At 33.5% G+C, this 15,127-nt stretch carries 14 protein-coding genes; 5 read left to right on the top strand and 9 right to left on the bottom strand.

Going from position 1 to position 15,127, the window contains the following annotated elements:
* Positions 1–11: 11 nt before the first annotated feature.
* From BUB32_RS01380 to BUB32_RS01370, 3 genes are read right to left on the bottom strand one after another with little or no spacing between them, the layout of a single operon-like run.
* Positions 12–1,337 (bottom strand): hypothetical protein, encoded by a 1,326-nt coding sequence (locus BUB32_RS01380; RefSeq protein ID WP_072966788.1) that lies wholly within the window; start codon positions 1,335–1,337, stop codon positions 12–14.
* The gene (locus BUB32_RS01375; RefSeq protein ID WP_072966787.1) at positions 1,321–2,463 is read right to left on the bottom strand and encodes a DUF58 domain-containing protein; all 1,143 of its coding nucleotides are present in this window, start codon (positions 2,461–2,463) and stop codon (positions 1,321–1,323) included. The genes BUB32_RS01380 and BUB32_RS01375 overlap by 17 nt, the downstream gene beginning before the upstream one ends.
* Positions 2,464–2,482: 19 nt before the next feature.
* The gene (locus BUB32_RS01370) at positions 2,483–3,421 is read right to left on the bottom strand and encodes an AAA family ATPase (protein WP_042834082.1); all 939 of its coding nucleotides are present in this window, start codon (positions 3,419–3,421) and stop codon (positions 2,483–2,485) included.
* Positions 3,422–3,613: 192 nt separating this feature from the next.
* Between BUB32_RS01370 and BUB32_RS01365 the strand changes: the two genes are divergently transcribed.
* From BUB32_RS01365 to BUB32_RS01345, 5 genes are read left to right on the top strand one after another with little or no spacing between them, the layout of a single operon-like run.
* Complete coding sequence (locus tag BUB32_RS01365; RefSeq protein ID WP_072966785.1) at positions 3,614–4,030, top strand: Fur family transcriptional regulator; 417 nt, start codon at positions 3,614–3,616, stop codon at positions 4,028–4,030.
* Positions 4,031–4,048: 18 nt separating this feature from the next.
* Positions 4,049–4,933: a metal ABC transporter substrate-binding protein gene (locus BUB32_RS01360; protein WP_072966782.1), complete on the top strand. Its 885-nt coding sequence runs from the start codon at positions 4,049–4,051 to the stop codon at positions 4,931–4,933.
* A gap of 25 nt (positions 4,934–4,958) precedes the next feature.
* On the top strand, positions 4,959–5,843 hold the full coding sequence (locus tag BUB32_RS01355) for a metal ABC transporter solute-binding protein, Zn/Mn family (protein WP_072966781.1): 885 nt from the start codon (positions 4,959–4,961) through the stop codon (positions 5,841–5,843).
* Positions 5,844–5,849: 6 nt separating this feature from the next.
* Positions 5,850–6,614: a metal ABC transporter ATP-binding protein gene (locus BUB32_RS01350; RefSeq protein ID WP_072966779.1), complete on the top strand. Its 765-nt coding sequence runs from the start codon at positions 5,850–5,852 to the stop codon at positions 6,612–6,614.
* Positions 6,607–7,401, top strand: a complete 795-nt coding sequence (locus tag BUB32_RS01345; protein ID WP_003869869.1) for a metal ABC transporter permease — start codon at positions 6,607–6,609, stop codon at positions 7,399–7,401. The genes BUB32_RS01350 and BUB32_RS01345 overlap by 8 nt, the downstream gene beginning before the upstream one ends.
* 63 nt (positions 7,402–7,464) lie before the next feature.
* On the opposite strand, the gene BUB32_RS01340 is transcribed toward BUB32_RS01345, so the two are convergent.
* The 6 genes from BUB32_RS01340 to BUB32_RS01315 all read right to left on the bottom strand — a co-directional run bounded on the left by BUB32_RS01340 (position 7,465) and on the right by BUB32_RS01315 (position 15,120).
* The gene (locus BUB32_RS01340; RefSeq protein ID WP_072966777.1) at positions 7,465–8,808 is read right to left on the bottom strand and encodes a GH1 family beta-glucosidase; all 1,344 of its coding nucleotides are present in this window, start codon (positions 8,806–8,808) and stop codon (positions 7,465–7,467) included.
* Positions 8,809–8,855: 47 nt separating this feature from the next.
* Positions 8,856–11,327, bottom strand: coding sequence for a glycoside hydrolase family 2 protein (locus BUB32_RS01335; RefSeq protein WP_072966775.1), 2,472 nt, complete (start codon positions 11,325–11,327; stop codon positions 8,856–8,858).
* Positions 11,328–11,394: 67 nt separating this feature from the next.
* Positions 11,395–12,333 carry an ABC transporter ATP-binding protein gene (locus BUB32_RS01330; RefSeq protein WP_072966773.1) on the bottom strand — a complete coding sequence of 313 codons (939 nt, stop codon included), beginning with the start codon at positions 12,331–12,333 and terminating at the stop codon, positions 11,395–11,397.
* Complete coding sequence (locus BUB32_RS01325) at positions 12,330–13,292, bottom strand: ABC transporter ATP-binding protein (RefSeq protein ID WP_234949193.1); 963 nt, start codon at positions 13,290–13,292, stop codon at positions 12,330–12,332. Before BUB32_RS01325 ends, BUB32_RS01330 begins: the two co-directional genes overlap by 4 nt.
* Complete coding sequence (locus BUB32_RS01320; RefSeq protein WP_072966769.1) at positions 13,289–14,131, bottom strand: ABC transporter permease; 843 nt, start codon at positions 14,129–14,131, stop codon at positions 13,289–13,291. Before BUB32_RS01320 ends, BUB32_RS01325 begins: the two co-directional genes overlap by 4 nt.
* Entirely contained in the window at positions 14,128–15,120 is a 993-nt protein-coding gene (locus tag BUB32_RS01315) for an ABC transporter permease (protein ID WP_042834094.1), read from the bottom strand. The genes BUB32_RS01320 and BUB32_RS01315 overlap by 4 nt, the downstream gene beginning before the upstream one ends.
* Between the last annotated feature and the right edge of the window lie 7 nt (positions 15,121–15,127).

The following is a 15,127-nucleotide window of genomic DNA, read 5'->3' as shown; positions in this document are numbered from 1 at the left end:
GCAAAGTAAATCTAAAGTTGTTTCAAATTTTTTGTAATTTCTCTCAGTTTTATTTCAAACTCCTTTACCTCCTCATACTGGGGATAATAATTTCCATATCTTACTTTTTCATAAAGAGCTGTAATTTCATCTATTGCAGAATGCACAAAAGGAAAAACTTCCACCACTTTTTTATAAACATCTTCACTAGAATAGTTACCTTTTACAAGAATTTTGTTTTCGTATAAGCGTTTTAAAAATCTTTTATAATAATACCTTACCCTTTCCCTCGAATCCCTATAAATTTTTACTCGCTCTTGGACATTTTCAGCTATTTTCTGGCTTATCCCTTTTAATCTTTTATATATTTGCAAATCCCCAATTTTTATATCAATCTCTTTTTCTTCTGTAAAATCTCTTTCATGCTTTTCTTTTTGTAGTCTTGTTATTGCTTTTATTATATACACTATCAAAGCAATTATTATAACAACAGCTAATAAAGTAGCTATTCCATTTATCAAGTGGGCAAGCCAAGCATAATCCTGAGGAATCTGCTCCTCAAAAATATTTTCCTTATTGTTATATTGTCTTAAGGCCTTATCCATCGCCTTTTTAAAAAATTCTTTATCTATTGGCAATAAGCTAAAAAGCTTTGACAACATTAAAAACAAACCATAAGCTAAATAAGAAGCGCCATAAACAAAAATTTTCACAATGCTTTCATACAAATAATGATAGACAAATTCTCTCACAGCAGGAGAAGAAAGTAAAATCACAGTTAAAATTATAAGGCTTACTGCTACCCACTCAAAAGTCGAAACTCTTTTATTTGACCTATTATCGGAGAATCTGAGATTTTTAACTTCCAAAAGCACAAAAATGCTCAAAAGAATATAAATAATGCTATATTTGGGAATTATCAATATATCTTCAGGAGGCATAAAATAGTTCGCAATATTTATGACAAATAGTCCTATTAACTGCTTATAAAATTGTTCTACATTTAACATATAATTAACGAAGACCCCTCTGTTTTTTACTCCTCTTGACCAAATATACAAAAACACAATGAATAGGGCCACAAGTTGATAATAATTTTCACTAATTATTGTACTCAATAAAACGCTAATTACAACACCTATAGTTAAATTCAATTGTTTATAAGATTTTTCGTTCATCTCAATTTCTGCAATGTTAAAAACCCCGCTTATTAAAGAAGCCAAAAGGATTATTCCAAAGGAAATACCTTTTTCTCTAATAAAAAGCCCATTTAATAGGGTGTAAATTAAAAATACCATCATGCCGTCTAAAACTGTCAAAAACGTCCTCACAAACTTTTCTCTATCCCACAGTTTCAAGTTGCTTCCCCTCTTCATTATAAAAGAATAACTTAATATTTGACGGTAAAGGACCAATTTTATTAGGCTTTATTGAAACAATTGAAATTTTTGTATTTCCTATGTCAGAAAGAGCATTTATAGCTTTATCATCTACAAAAGGCGTTACAACCACTAAATCTGTGCCCCATGACAAATGATTTGTCATAAGCCTTAAAATTTCTTCCAGGTCATATCTCTTAAAAAAAGACAAACCCGCAAAAACCTCAAGAAGTTTTGAAATCTGAGATTCTCCTGCAGAAGGTTCTATAATGCTGTAATCCCCTTCAAAAAGGCAGATAGCATTTGTAGAAAATCCAACAGGAATGCCTTTTTTTAATAAATCCACTGATAAAGAAGCTGCTACTTCCACTGCTTTTTCAAACTCTTGTAGGTCAATAGTCTTAAACACATACCTGTGAAAATCAATGTTAAACAATATCATTATTTTTTTATCTGCTGTATAATCATATTTATTCACTTTTAACGTCTGATTTTTGGCAGTGGTTTTCCAATTTATGTCTTTATAATTGTCAGAAGGAGTATAATCTCTGATTCCACTTATAATAATAGGGTCTTCTATTATCCATCTTCTTACAAATACGTCTCCTTGAAGAGAATCAGCCACAACAAAAGAACTATTCAAATCTATTAGATCAGGATAAACCACCAGTCTCGCATGAGCCAATATTTCACTTTCATATTCCTCACTGCCAAATAAATCGGTAGAAAAAACTTTAATAGGGTCAAAAAGATTGTACACTCCTCTTTTTATACCTACAATTTCAAATTTCCTTGTAATTCTCTGAAAAGGCATCATAGAAAGCACTGTAGTGTGAAAATACTTAACTTTATCATTATTTTCCACCATGGATGATTTTACCATTTGAAGCTCCACAGGAATCTTTTGCTGTAACTTCAAATAAGTAATAGGGAAAATTTTTTTATTTACAAGTGTAATCCTAAGCGTTGTTTTTTCCCCAGGGAAAATAGCTGGATTTTCAAACTTCCTTTCTATTTTCAAATCCTTAAAAATGTATTTTTTATAAAGATTAGCTTGCATGACTAATACAAAAGCCACAACAAAAATAAACCACAAAGCATTCATTTTCAAAACCACCTAATTTTTATTTTTCAAGAGGGATTGGAACTTCTTCTAAGATTCTTTTCACTACATCTTCCGCATTTAAATTCTTAAGTTTACCTACCCCTTTCAAAATAATTCTGTGAGAAAGCACAAATGGTGCAATGTACCTTACATCGTCTGGTGTTACAAAATCTCTTCCTTTTATATAAGCATAAGCTTGAGAAGATTTATAAAGAGCTAATGTAGCTCTTGGGCTTGCTCCCAATTCTATCTCCCCATCTTCTCTTGTCCTTTCAATTATATCTAAAATATAATTAGCAACATCTTTTTCCACATACACATTGGTATACTCTTTTTGCATTTTTATTATATCCTCTTTGCTGCAGACTGGTTGAATATTCTCTAAAGGACTACCTTTATCAAAAAGGTCTATTATTCTCTGCTCTTCTTCTCTTTTAGGATATCCCATTTTTATTTTCATCAAAAACCTATCTATTTGAGCCTCGGGAAGAGGAAAAGTGCCGTAACTTTCTATAGGATTTTGCGTAGCAATAACAAAAAAGGGTTTGTCTAAAGGATAAGTCACACCATCTACAGTTACCTGTCTTTCTTCCATACATTCAAGAAGGCTGGATTGAGTCCTGGGTGTGGCCCTATTTATCTCATCAGCTAATAAAATATTGGTAAATAAAGGACCTTTTTTAAACTCAAATTCATTGAGTTTTTGATTGTACACATTTATTCCTGTCAAATCGCTAGGAAGTAAATCGGGAGTAAATTGAACCCTCTTAAACTCACAACTAATAGATTTAGCTAATGCTTTGGCAATTGTAGTTTTACCAACACCTGGCACATCCTCTAAAAGAATATGCCCTGAAGAGATTAAGGCTGTAAGCATTAAATCGATAACTTCTCTTTTCCCTACTATCACTTTTTCAATGTTATTCCTTATGTCTTCTAATATTTTTGCATATTCCATCTTATCACCTTTTTCAAATAAAATTCTTACCCTATTTTTTATTATAGAAAACATTTTCTAAAATTTCAATAGTATATGTAAAAGTTAACATTTAATTAAAATTTATGCAAAGTTCCTATTGACTTTTTTGCTAAATTGTAATATCATCTTAATTAAGAAAGATTTCTTATTTAATAAAGGGTTGTGATTAAAATGCATAAGCAAGAGGCAATGAAAAAATTAAAAGAACACAATTACAAATTAACTCCTCAAAGGGAGTTAATACTAGATATCATGTTAAATCAACAGGGATATCTCTCTGTGAGAGAAATCTATGAAAAAGTAAAAGAAGTCTTCCCTCAAGTAAGCATTGACACAGTTTATCGCACTTTAAGCCTTTTGAAAGATATAAATATTTTAAATGAAACGACAATTGGCAATAATATTATGTATGTAATGCGAAAAGAAATACACAATCATACCATGAGATGTTTAAAATGCGGCAAAATCTTTGAACTAGACATATGCCCTCTCGAACTTTGGATAAACCAGATAAAAGATTTTGAAGTTGTAGACCACAAAATAGAAATCGTTGGTTATTGCAGAAATTGCAGAAACAATAAAAACTAACTATAGGAGGTAATATTTATGAAAAAAACTTTAATCGCTATACTGCTTATCATGGCTTTAATTTTAGGTATAACCTCTTGTGGCACAAAAACAGTAGAATCTTCAAAACCAGTAGTGTACGCATCTTTTTATCCAATTTATGACCTTGCATCAAAAATTGGTGGTGAAAAAATAACAGTAAGAACTATAATACCGCCAGGAGTCGAACCCCACGATTGGGAGCCTACCACAAAAGACGTGGCTGAAATGACAAAGGCAAAAACTATCCTTTACTTAGGTTTGGGAATGGACTCTTGGATTGACAAAATAAAAACCAATGCTCCAAATGTAACATTTTATGAAGTATCAAAAGGCGTAACCCCAATTGTTGAAGGTAATCAAACAAATCCTCACATATGGCTTTCGCCAAAAGAAGCCTTGACAATGGCTAAAAACATAAATGAGGCTTTGCAAAAAAGTTTCCCTAATGATAAAGATTATTTTGAAAAAAATTATCAAACTTTAAAAACTACATTAGAGACTCTTGATAAAGAGTACACTGAGACTCTTTCACAGACAAAGCACAAAACCTTTATTGTATACCACAGTGCTTTTGATTATTTAGCAAGAGACTATGGCTTAAAGCAAGAAGCATTAGTAGGTTCAGATGAAGAAGCAGAGGTAAGCCCTGCTAGAATGACAGAAATTATAAATCTTATAAAAAGTGAAAATATAAAATACATTTTCACAGAACCCTTGACTTCTCCAAAACCTATACAGACTCTAGCAAAAGAAGCAGGAGTACAAATCTTAAGTCTTAATACAATCGAAGGCCTTACAAAAGAAGATGTAAAGAAAAAAGAAGATTATATTTCACTAATGAAACAAAATCTTGAAAACTTAAAAAGAGCATTAAATGAATAATCAATATCGGGAGGTTAAGTAATACATGAAAAAAGTAGTAATCACCACTCTTTTAATTATTGCATTAGTATTAAATTTAACAGCTTGTAGCTCAAAAACTTCAGAAGCATCAAAGCCATTAGTATACGCTTCTTTTTATCCGATTTATGATTTGACTTCTAAAATCGCTGGAGACAAAGTAGTAGTAAAAAATATAATTCCTTTTAATGTAAGCCCTCATGGCTGGGAACCTAGTGCAAAAGAAATGGCTAAAATAACAAAGGCAAATGCCATTTTGTACTTAGGAATGACAATGGAGGAACCATGGATCAATAAAGTAAAAGCCTCTGCCCCAAATACACAATTTTATGAAGTATCAAAAGGAATAGAACCTATTAAAAAAGGTAATACAATAAATCCCCATCCATGGCTTTCTCCAAAAGAAGCCTTAATCATGATCAAAAACATAAATGAGGCTCTACAAAAGATTGACCCCTCAAACAAAGATTACTTTGAAAAAAATTATCAAAATTTAAAAGCACAATTAGAAAACCTTGATAAGCAATATTCAGATGAATTATCAAAAGCAAGGCTTAAAACTTTTGTAGTTTTCCACAGTGCTTTTGCTTATGTTGCTCGCGATTATGAGCTAAATCAAGAATCTTTAGTAGGTATGAGTGATGAAGCAGAACCAAGCCCTGCTAGAATGAGTGAACTGGTAGATTTAATCAAAAAAGAAAGCATAAAATATGTATTTGCAGAAAGTCTCTCAGCAGCAAAACCAATGGAAGCAATTGCTCAGGAAAGTGGTGCTACACTTTTAAAACTTAATACAATAGGTACATTATCCCAAGAAGACATTGATAGAAAAGCTGATTTTCTTTCTTTAATGAAAGATAATTTAGGAAAACTAAAAAAAGCATTGGAGTAGATAAAAATGAAACAAATTGAACTTAAAAACGTAAATTTTGCTTATGATATTAAACAAGTACTTACAAATGTTTCACTAAAAATAAACAAAAGTGAATTTGTCGCAATTATTGGTCCAAATGGTTCTGGAAAGAGCACTTTGGTCAACATTATGGTAGGAAATCTCACTCCCACTTCTGGTGAAGTTTTATACGATGGAGTAAATTTGGAAAAAATAAAAAATAGGTCTTTTATAAGTTATGTACCCCAAAAGTCTTATTCCTTTAATGCCTCTTTTCCTGCCAGTGTAGAAGAGGTAGTATCAATGGGATTATACGCAAAGAAAGGAATATTTAAAAGACTTTCTAAAAAAGATTGGGAAGAAGTATATGAAGCTTTAAGAATTGTAGACATGCTCGATTATAAGCACAGTTTAATAGGAAGACTATCGGGAGGACAACTACAAAGGGTTTTCATAGCTCGCTCTTTAGTTGCAAAACCAGAAATACTTTTTTTGGATGAGCCTACAACGGGAATTGATGCAAAGTCTGAAAAAGCTTTATACGCTATCCTAGAAAAACTGAACAAAGAAAAAGGTATAACTATAGTAATGGTAACCCATGACGTTTGGGCAATTACCAACAGGGTGTCAAGGATAATATGCATGAGTGAAGGTAAAATCAACGAAAAATGTGAAGCCGTCGACCTTACAGCAGGAGAATTAGCTGAAGTATATGGATATCCAGTAAAAGTAGCAAAACATCATCACAATGGGAGTGTTAACAATGATTGATATTTTTTCCTATGAATTTATGAGAAGAGCATTTATAGCCGGAAGCATTATTTCAATAATTGCGCCTTTAACAGGTAGCTTTCTTGTCCTCAGACGGCTTTCACAAATAGGAGACACCCTTTCTCACGTTGCTTTAGCAGGAGTGGCAGCAGGTATTTTACTTGGAATAAATCCTACATTAGGTTCCATAATTGTAGTGCTTTTAGCATCTTTTGGAATAGAAAGACTGAGGAAAACATATTTCAGGTATTCAGAAATATCAATAGCCATAGTAATGTCTGCAGGGATGGCAATTGCCATAATTCTTTTGAGTTTATCCCGTGGCGGTGCAGCCAACATAATGAATTATCTGTTTGGAAGTATTGTGTCTGTAACAAACACTGACGTCCTTTTGATTTCAACTCTCGGTATCGTTGTAGTGGCGTCAATTATGCTGCTGTACAAAGAGTTATTGTACATCACCTTCGATGAAGAAGCCGCAAAAATTTCAGGGATACCCGTAAGCTATATCAATTTCTTCTTTACAATACTAGTAGCTTTAACTGTTGCTCTCGCCATGAGAATTGTAGGTGCGCTTTTAGTCTCAGCCCTAATGGTAATACCGGCTGCCGCAAGTTTAAGAATCGCCAAAAGCTTTAAACAGACAATATTTTATGCAATACTCTTTTCATTTATATCAGTTTTTTCAGGAATATTTCTATCCTTTTACTTAAACTTATCCCCCGGTGGAAGTATAGTTCTCGTCTCGCTTTTAATAATGGGACTCGTTTCATTAAAGAAGAGGTAAATAAAAGAAGAAGAGGCTGTTTGACAATCAAATTTTTAACAGCCTCTTATTGCTTTTTATCATTTACTGCTCAATAGAATTTTTCTGTATTACCTCTTTATACCACAATGCACTGTCTTTTAATATTCTCTTTTGTGTCTCATAATCCACATAAACTATTCCAAATCTCTTTGAATATCCATGTGCCCATTCAAAATTATCCATCAGCGACCATACAAAATATCCTTTTAAATTGCCTCCCTCTTCTATAAATTTTGCTGCTGCTTTTAAGTGCTCTTTAATGTATTCTATTCTTTCATCGTCGTGTACTCGTCCATCCTCTGTCACTTCATCTTTAAATGCTGCTCCATTCTCTGTGATATACATAGGCAGTTTTGTATATTCTCTATCTAATCTCTTTAAAAGGTCATATAAAGACTCTGGGCTTATCTCCCATCCCATCTCCGTCCTCTTACCTGGACCCGGTACATTCTCTGCCTTTAGCATGGAATCTTCGTTGTATTTTACAATACTTCTTGTATAATAATTGACTCCAAGAAAATCTATTGGAACACTTATAGTCTCTAAATCCCCTTCTTTTATAAAGTCAAATTCTCCAATTATTTTACTATATAATTCCATCATATCCTCTGGATAATTGCCTTTGAATATTGGATCTAAAAACCATCTGTTAGCAAATCCGTCAGCATATTGGGCTGCTAATTTGTCTTCTTCTTTTTCACTTGCAGGATATGCAGGGGTTAAGTTTAGTGTTATACCGATTTTACTACCCTTTATATTCATTTCTCTGAAGGCTTTTACTGCTTCTCCATGTGAAAGCAGTATATGATGGGCTGCTATCAAGGCCTCCCTCCAATCTTTATGGCCAGGCGCATGCTCTCCTATCCCATAGCTTAATATTGATGAACACCAGGGTTCGTTATGGGTTATCCATAAAGGTATTACATCCCCTAATTCTTCAAATAGCTTTGTGGCGTATTCTACATACCATTTTACACTGTCCCTATTTAGCCACCCCCCTCCTTTGTCGTATGCCCACATAGGTAGATCCCAGTGATAAATTGTCGCAGCTGGCATTATATCTCTCTTTAATAATTCATCTATTAATCTTTTATAAAAATCCATTCCTTTTGGATTATACTTTCCTTCTTCAGGGAAAATTCTTGGCCATGCAATTGAAAATCTGTAAGCTTTTACTCCTATCTCTTTCATTATCTCTACATCTTCTTTATATCTGTGGTAATGGTCACAGGCCACATCTCCTGTGTGGCCATTATAGGTTTTCCCTTCTGTCTTTGAAAATGTATCCCATATAGAAGGAGTTCTTCCATCTTCATTTACTGCTCCTTCTATTTGGTATGATGATGTAGCTGTCCCCCAAAGAAAATCTTTTAGAAATTTTATCAATTCTACCACTCCTATCTTTTAATAGTAATTGTTGTAACTTTTTTGCTTTATATAATTGCTGCTAATTGAGTAATGTCAAAAACTTCAACACTCTCGGGCTTTTGTGAAAATTTTACTTCATATTCTTTACCTGGCATCATATTTAAACAATTGTCAGATAAATCTATATCATTCTCAGTTTCTATGAACACTCCAAATGCTGGAACATCTGTTGTTAAAACTATTAAATCATTTTTTATTTGATAATTAATTTTGGGTTCTATTAAATTTAAATTTCTAAATTTATCAAACACTTTATAATTCTCATAAACCGCATCATCAGTGATTATTTCTACATACACAACGCTATTTAATAACTCCCTGTTCTTCTCCATCGGCAGCGTACACCCTGGGATCGCTATAGGCATTTCTTTTACACTGTATCCAATATTCAAATCTCCAAAACTGTAATAGGCTATTTTTGTAACGTCATTTGCTATTAATCTGGCCTTTAACTGCTTTTCTGCAATTTTTTCACCATTTAGTTTGAAAACTTTTATAGTCATCTCTGCTTCTTTATCATGTACAAAATCACTTATGCCATAAATTGTTATGCCCTCATTTTCTTCTTTTATATAAGGTAAAATCTTGGCATAAAATCTTTTTGAATAATAGTACAAAGCCTTTTCCCTCTTGTAATAATCCACTGCAGACCAGCTTGCGACAGGCCAACAGTCATTAAACTGCCAGTACAGTGTCCCTGATGTTTTAAATTTTCTTAACCTCCAATGCTCAACTCCTGTCTTTATAGCCTCTGCTTGATTGAATTGACTCAAATAGACAAAGCTCTTAAGGTCCTTCGGAAATCCCAATCGCCCTACCATAAATCTTATCAGTCTTTCCATTCCCTCGACCATTTTATTGTGAGAAATCATGACTGGGCTTAATATCTTTCTATCTTCTGGCGCTGTATAAGATAAAACTGTCTTCCAGTCAGGCATTGCCTGAAAACCAAATTCACTAAGAAATCTGCCCCTATCTTTCTTATACTCATCATAGTCTACCCAGCCACTCCACACATTCCACTGATGCCTATCTCCTTCAGTTTCACTATTTGGGTCTTCTCCTCCATAAGGACTCGATACCCAATAAGGCCTTGACGGGTCCAATTTTGCGCACACTTTAGGTAATATTTCTTTATAAATGTAATTGCCCAGATATTTTGGGTCTTTATTATTCCACCATGAATGAAATCCCCAATTATTTTCATTATTCCCACACCACAATACAATGGAAGGATGATTTCTAAGACTTAATATGACTTTCTCTGCTTCTTCTTCTGCTAATTTTTGAAACCATTCAAATTGGTCAGGGTACTCCGCACAGGCATACATGAAGTCCTGCCATACCATTATGCCCATCTCATCGCATGCTTCGTAAAATGCCCTATCTTCGTATATCCCTCCTCCCCATATTCTCAGCATGTTCATATTTGCCTCTTTTGCAAGTCTTATATATTCGTAATAACCTTCTTTGCTAAGCCTTGGCAATAAATTATCAGCTGGTATCCAGTTGGCTCCTTTTGCAAAGACTTTTACTCCATTTATTTCAAATATAAAGCTTTCCCCTTCTTCATCTTTTTCCCTTATCAATCTAATCGTTCTTATCCCACTTCTAAAACTTTTTTCATCTAATATTTCTGCATCTTTTAAAAGCTTTATTTTTATTTCATAAAGATGCTGGTCTCCTAAACCATTGGGATACCATAATTTAGGATTGTCTACTTTTATCCTCAGGTCTATTCTGTTCTTTTCAACTTTAGTTCTTGTTTTGATAATAGATATATCTTTTTCAATAAGCTCTACTTCCGCCTCAAAATCACCATGTACATATCTTTCAATATCTGCACTTACTACAACATAAGCCCTATCATTTTCAATTTTTTCCGTATAAAAGTATGGATTTTTAATCTCTGCATATTTTACCAAAGACAAGTATGCACCTCTCCATAAACCAACTTGAACTATCCTTGGTCCCCAATCCCATCCAAATGAATACTGGGCTTTCCTTATATAAGGCCTGCCACTTTCTCCTGACCATTCCAGTTTGACAGGACTTGTTTGTTCCATAGCCTTTATAGTTTTTGTTATGGAATCAAAGTGCACTTCCAATACATTATTTCCATCTTTTACTATGTCTTTAATATCAAATTCATAAGGTATAAACATATTTTGTACTTTTCCTAAATGTATCCCATTTAAGTATATATCAGCAAAAGTATCTATTCCTTCAAAAACTAATTTTATTGCGTCATATTCATTTTTGTTTTTTGCATTAAAATCAAATTCTTTTTTGTATACCCATTCTTTTTCTTCTAATTTGTGAAATTTTATCTCATTCATTCGATAATAAGGATCTTCTATTTTCCCTAGTCTTATTAAATCTAGCTGAACACATCCTGGAACTTCTCCTTCATACCACTCGCCAGCATTTACCTCTCTAAAATGCCATACTCCATTTAAAGAAATACGTTTTTCCATAATTAAATCACCTTTTTTAAATTTTCTTGCCTTACCATTTTTACTGTAATTTAATTTCTATTTTTAATCAAAGTTTTACACAAGCAACATAATGGTCTTCCTCTACTAATTTAAGTGTAGGTTTATAGCAACTTGTATCTGCTACAGGACATCTATCTATATACTTACATAGTCCCTCTTTCCATATAGCCTGCTTTTTGTCCGAATCTTCAATATCAATTCTGTCAGTTTCCCATTTTCTATCTAATTGCGGTATAGAATCTAAAAGCATTCTAGTATAAGGATGCATTGGATTGGAAAACACTTTTTCTATAGACCCTGATTCTACAACAGAGCCTTTGTACAAAACTACTATCTTATCGCTTATATAATAAGCCTGTGAAAGGTCGTGGGTAATAAAGAGTATAGAAGCGCCTATCTCCTTCAAGCTCAGTAAAGCCTCCAATACATCTACTCGGGTTGAAGCATCTAACATACTGGTAATTTCATCTGCTACTAATACCTCTACATCCATCAGTAACGCTCTTGCTATTAATAATCTTTGAAGCTGTCCTCCACTCAATTGATGTATATACTTGTTTAATACATCTCCAGCATTCAATCCAACCTTTTTTAATACTTCTTCTACTCTATCATTCCATTCAGATATAGAAATTTCTTTTTTAAAAGATTGCCTCACCAATCTAAATATTCTATTTACTTTAAATATAGGATTAAAAGAGGAATATGGGTCTTGAAAAATTCCTTGAACTCTTGAGTAAAACTCCTTGTTATTTGATATGCTAAAGATATCCTTATCCTCAATTAAAATTTGGCCACCACTTGGTTTTAGCAATTTTAACATCATTTTACCTATTGTAGACTTTCCACTGCCACTTTCACCTACTAAAGCTAAAATTTCTCCCCTGCCTATTTCAAAATTTACTTCATCTACTGCTGTTATTATGTTTTTACTAAACAAAAACCCTGAATTAAAAACCTTTGTAAGATCCTTTGCTTTGATCATAAATCCTTCACCTTCCAACAAGCCACATATCGGCCTTTATTGATTTCTGCAAGTGGTGGCTCTTCTAAACAATTTTCATCTGCAAGAGGACACCTATCTCTAAATCTACATCCTGCTGGAGGATTTATAAGATTGGGAGGATGACCAGGAATACCCTCTAATTTTTCTTTTGTATGACGTATTCCTGCATTAGGCAATGATTTAATCAGAGCTTTTGTGTAGGGATGCAAAGGATTCGCCATTATTTCTTCTGTCGGACCAATTTCCACCACTTTCCCTGCATACATTATAACTATCCTATCCGCTATTTGGTATAAAACTGCTATATCATGGGTAATGAATATAATTGAATTTACTATCTCCCTATCTCTAAACTCTTTAAACATCAGTGAGACTGCTTTCTGAGAAGATACATCAAGGGCTGATGTGACTTCATCTGCTATTAAAAGGTCTGGATTTAATAAAGTTGATATTACTAAAACTAACCTTTGCTTCATTCCACCTGATAGCTCAAAAGGGTACATATTAAGGATATCTTTAGATAATTTAACCATTCTAAGCCTTTCATCTAGCCTTCCTTCTATCTCCTCGTATTTTACCCTATGCTGACCAACCAAATCCTTTATTATTCCCCCTATTTTACGAGTTGGATTTAAAGCATCCATAGCATACTGGGGTATAAGAGAAATTTTTTTATAGCGATATTTTCTCATCTCACCAGTATTGTCAATCGGTAATCTCTCGCCATTTAGTCTAACCTCACCAGAGACGTATTTCATTGGTGGCTTTAAAAGGATCAAGGAATTCCCCAGGGTCGACTTGCCACATCCTGATTCACCAGCTATCCCCAGTATTTCTCTGTCATTTATCGTAAAAGTCACGTCGTCTAATGCTTTAGCGTCTCCACGCAAAGTTTTATAATATATTTTCAAACCCTTTATCTCTACCAAATTGGTCACTCCTCCCTAAGCCTTGGATTGAATATCTCATCAAGGCCTATATTGAGAAAGTACAGCGAACTTACTATCATCGTTATTGCCAACCCCGGAGGAATAAACCACCACCATATTCCCAATTGAATAGCATTCCATAATGTTGAGTACTGCAACATCAAACCTAATGAAATTCCCTTTGTTGGTCCCAATCCTATAAAATCCAATCCTACTGCTGCTAATATTGCTCCCGCAAACTGCAATATGAATACCATTACTACATAAGACATCATATTTGGCGCTATTTCTTCTAAAACTATTTTTAATGGTCTCAATGCTGTTATTTTAGCTAAATTCACAAACTCTCTCGACCTTAAAGAAAGTGTTTGGGCGCGTACAGCTCTTGCTGTCCATGGCCATGCTGTCAAACCTATTATCACGCTTTGTATCCCTATTCCTCTATAAGGTAAATAGGCTGCTATGATTATGAGTAAAGCTAATGTGGGTATTACTATTAATATGTTCGTCAACATCATTAAAAGGTCGTCTAATAATCCGCCTTTGTATCCTGCTATAAAACCAATTAAAAGCCCTATTATTGTGGCAAGTCCTCCTCCAAATAACCCAATAAAAAATGTCGACCTGAGTCCGTATATAAACTGGGTAAAGACATCTTGCCCAAAGGTTGTTGTCCCTAACCAGTTTTCTCTGCTTGGAGGAAGATTACTCATACTGACATATCCTAGTGGATCTTTATAATGAGAAATGTATGGCCCAATTATAGCCAATATCAAGAAAAAAAGTAATATAGCCAAGCCTATTTTAAATTTCGTATTTTTAAATGCAAAATACATAAACTCTTTCATACATTTTCTCCTCCAAGTCCTAGTCTGATCCTTGGATCAACTATCATATAAAGTATGTCTACCAGAAAGTTAGCAAGTAATACTCCAATGATTATGAATAAAAACACTCCTTGGACCAAAAAATAATCCTGGTTTAATATTCCTTGCAACAATATATATCCCATTCCCGGATAAGCAAAAACCACCTCTGTCGCTATGGAACCTGCGACAATTGTACCCAATTGAAGAGCCAAACCTGTAATCTGTGGAAGTATAGCATTTTTAAAAGCATATCTCCTAATAAGCCCTTCTGATGCTCCTAAAGCTTCTAAATATCTTGAATAATTAGCCTCAAGTTCATATATTATTAAATTTCTCATACCTATCGCCCAACCACCAATTTGCACTATAAAGAGAGACAGGAAAGGTAATATCCAGTGTCTTAAAAAATCTACTACAAACTGCCATGACCAATTAGGTCTCATACTAAAACTGTAGGCCCCAGCTATAGGAAAAATTCCAAATACAATACCTAATGCCCATGCTAAAAGAATTCCTAACCACATATAGGGAATGGAAGTTATAATATAAAAAATAGGTAACATGCTAGAATCTAAACTTTTATGTCTCGCCGAAATTGCTCCTATATAGTTTCCTACTGTCCAACTTAATAAAATTGCCGGTAATAATACAATTAAAGTATATGGTACAGATTGCGCAATAATTGACAAAACAGGTTTTGGATATAAGTAGATACTTATTCCCAAATCTCCTTTAAATATAGCTATCCAAAAGTTAATATATTGTTTCCACAAAGGTAATTGAAGTCCAAATGCTTTAGTTAAATAACTGTACATTACCTTTGCGGATTCTGGCAATCCTGTAAAACGTGAAACTAATACTCCAATAGGGTCCCCAGGCATAAACCTGGGGATTAACCAATCAATTGTAACTGCAAAAAAGAAAGTTAAAATGTAAATGTATAATTTCTTTATCAAATATTTTAACATTTATATA

Origin of the sequence: Thermoanaerobacter uzonensis DSM 18761 (assembly GCF_900129115.1) — a bacterium.
Taxonomy (GTDB): Bacteria; Bacillota; Thermoanaerobacteria; order Thermoanaerobacterales; family Thermoanaerobacteraceae; genus Thermoanaerobacter; species Thermoanaerobacter uzonensis.
Note: the sequence above shows the minus strand (reverse complement) of the source record. Positions and strands in the feature narration are given on the sequence as shown.

Bases quoted from the DNA above. Each gene is read 5' to 3' on its own strand.
- BUB32_RS01375 (WP_072966787.1), bottom strand. From the start codon at position 2,463: ATGAATGCTTTGTGGTTTATTTTTGTTGTGGCTTTTGTATTAGTCATG.
- BUB32_RS01370 (WP_042834082.1), bottom strand. From the start codon at position 3,421: ATGGAATATGCAAAAATATTAGAAGACATAAGGAATAACATTGAAAAA.
- BUB32_RS01365 (WP_072966785.1), top strand. From the start codon at position 3,614: ATGCATAAGCAAGAGGCAATGAAAAAATTAAAAGAACACAATTACAAA.
- BUB32_RS01360 (WP_072966782.1), top strand. From the start codon at position 4,049: ATGAAAAAAACTTTAATCGCTATACTGCTTATCATGGCTTTAATTTTA.
- BUB32_RS01355 (WP_072966781.1), top strand. From the start codon at position 4,959: ATGAAAAAAGTAGTAATCACCACTCTTTTAATTATTGCATTAGTATTA.
- BUB32_RS01350 (WP_072966779.1), top strand. From the start codon at position 5,850: ATGAAACAAATTGAACTTAAAAACGTAAATTTTGCTTATGATATTAAA.
- BUB32_RS01345 (WP_003869869.1), top strand. From the start codon at position 6,607: ATGATTGATATTTTTTCCTATGAATTTATGAGAAGAGCATTTATAGCC.
- BUB32_RS01335 (WP_072966775.1), bottom strand. From the start codon at position 11,327: ATGGAAAAACGTATTTCTTTAAATGGAGTATGGCATTTTAGAGAGGTA.
- BUB32_RS01330 (WP_072966773.1), bottom strand. From the start codon at position 12,333: ATGATCAAAGCAAAGGATCTTACAAAGGTTTTTAATTCAGGGTTTTTG.
- BUB32_RS01320 (WP_072966769.1), bottom strand. From the start codon at position 14,131: ATGAAAGAGTTTATGTATTTTGCATTTAAAAATACGAAATTTAAAATA.
- BUB32_RS01315 (WP_042834094.1), bottom strand. From the start codon at position 15,120: ATGTTAAAATATTTGATAAAGAAATTATACATTTACATTTTAACTTTC.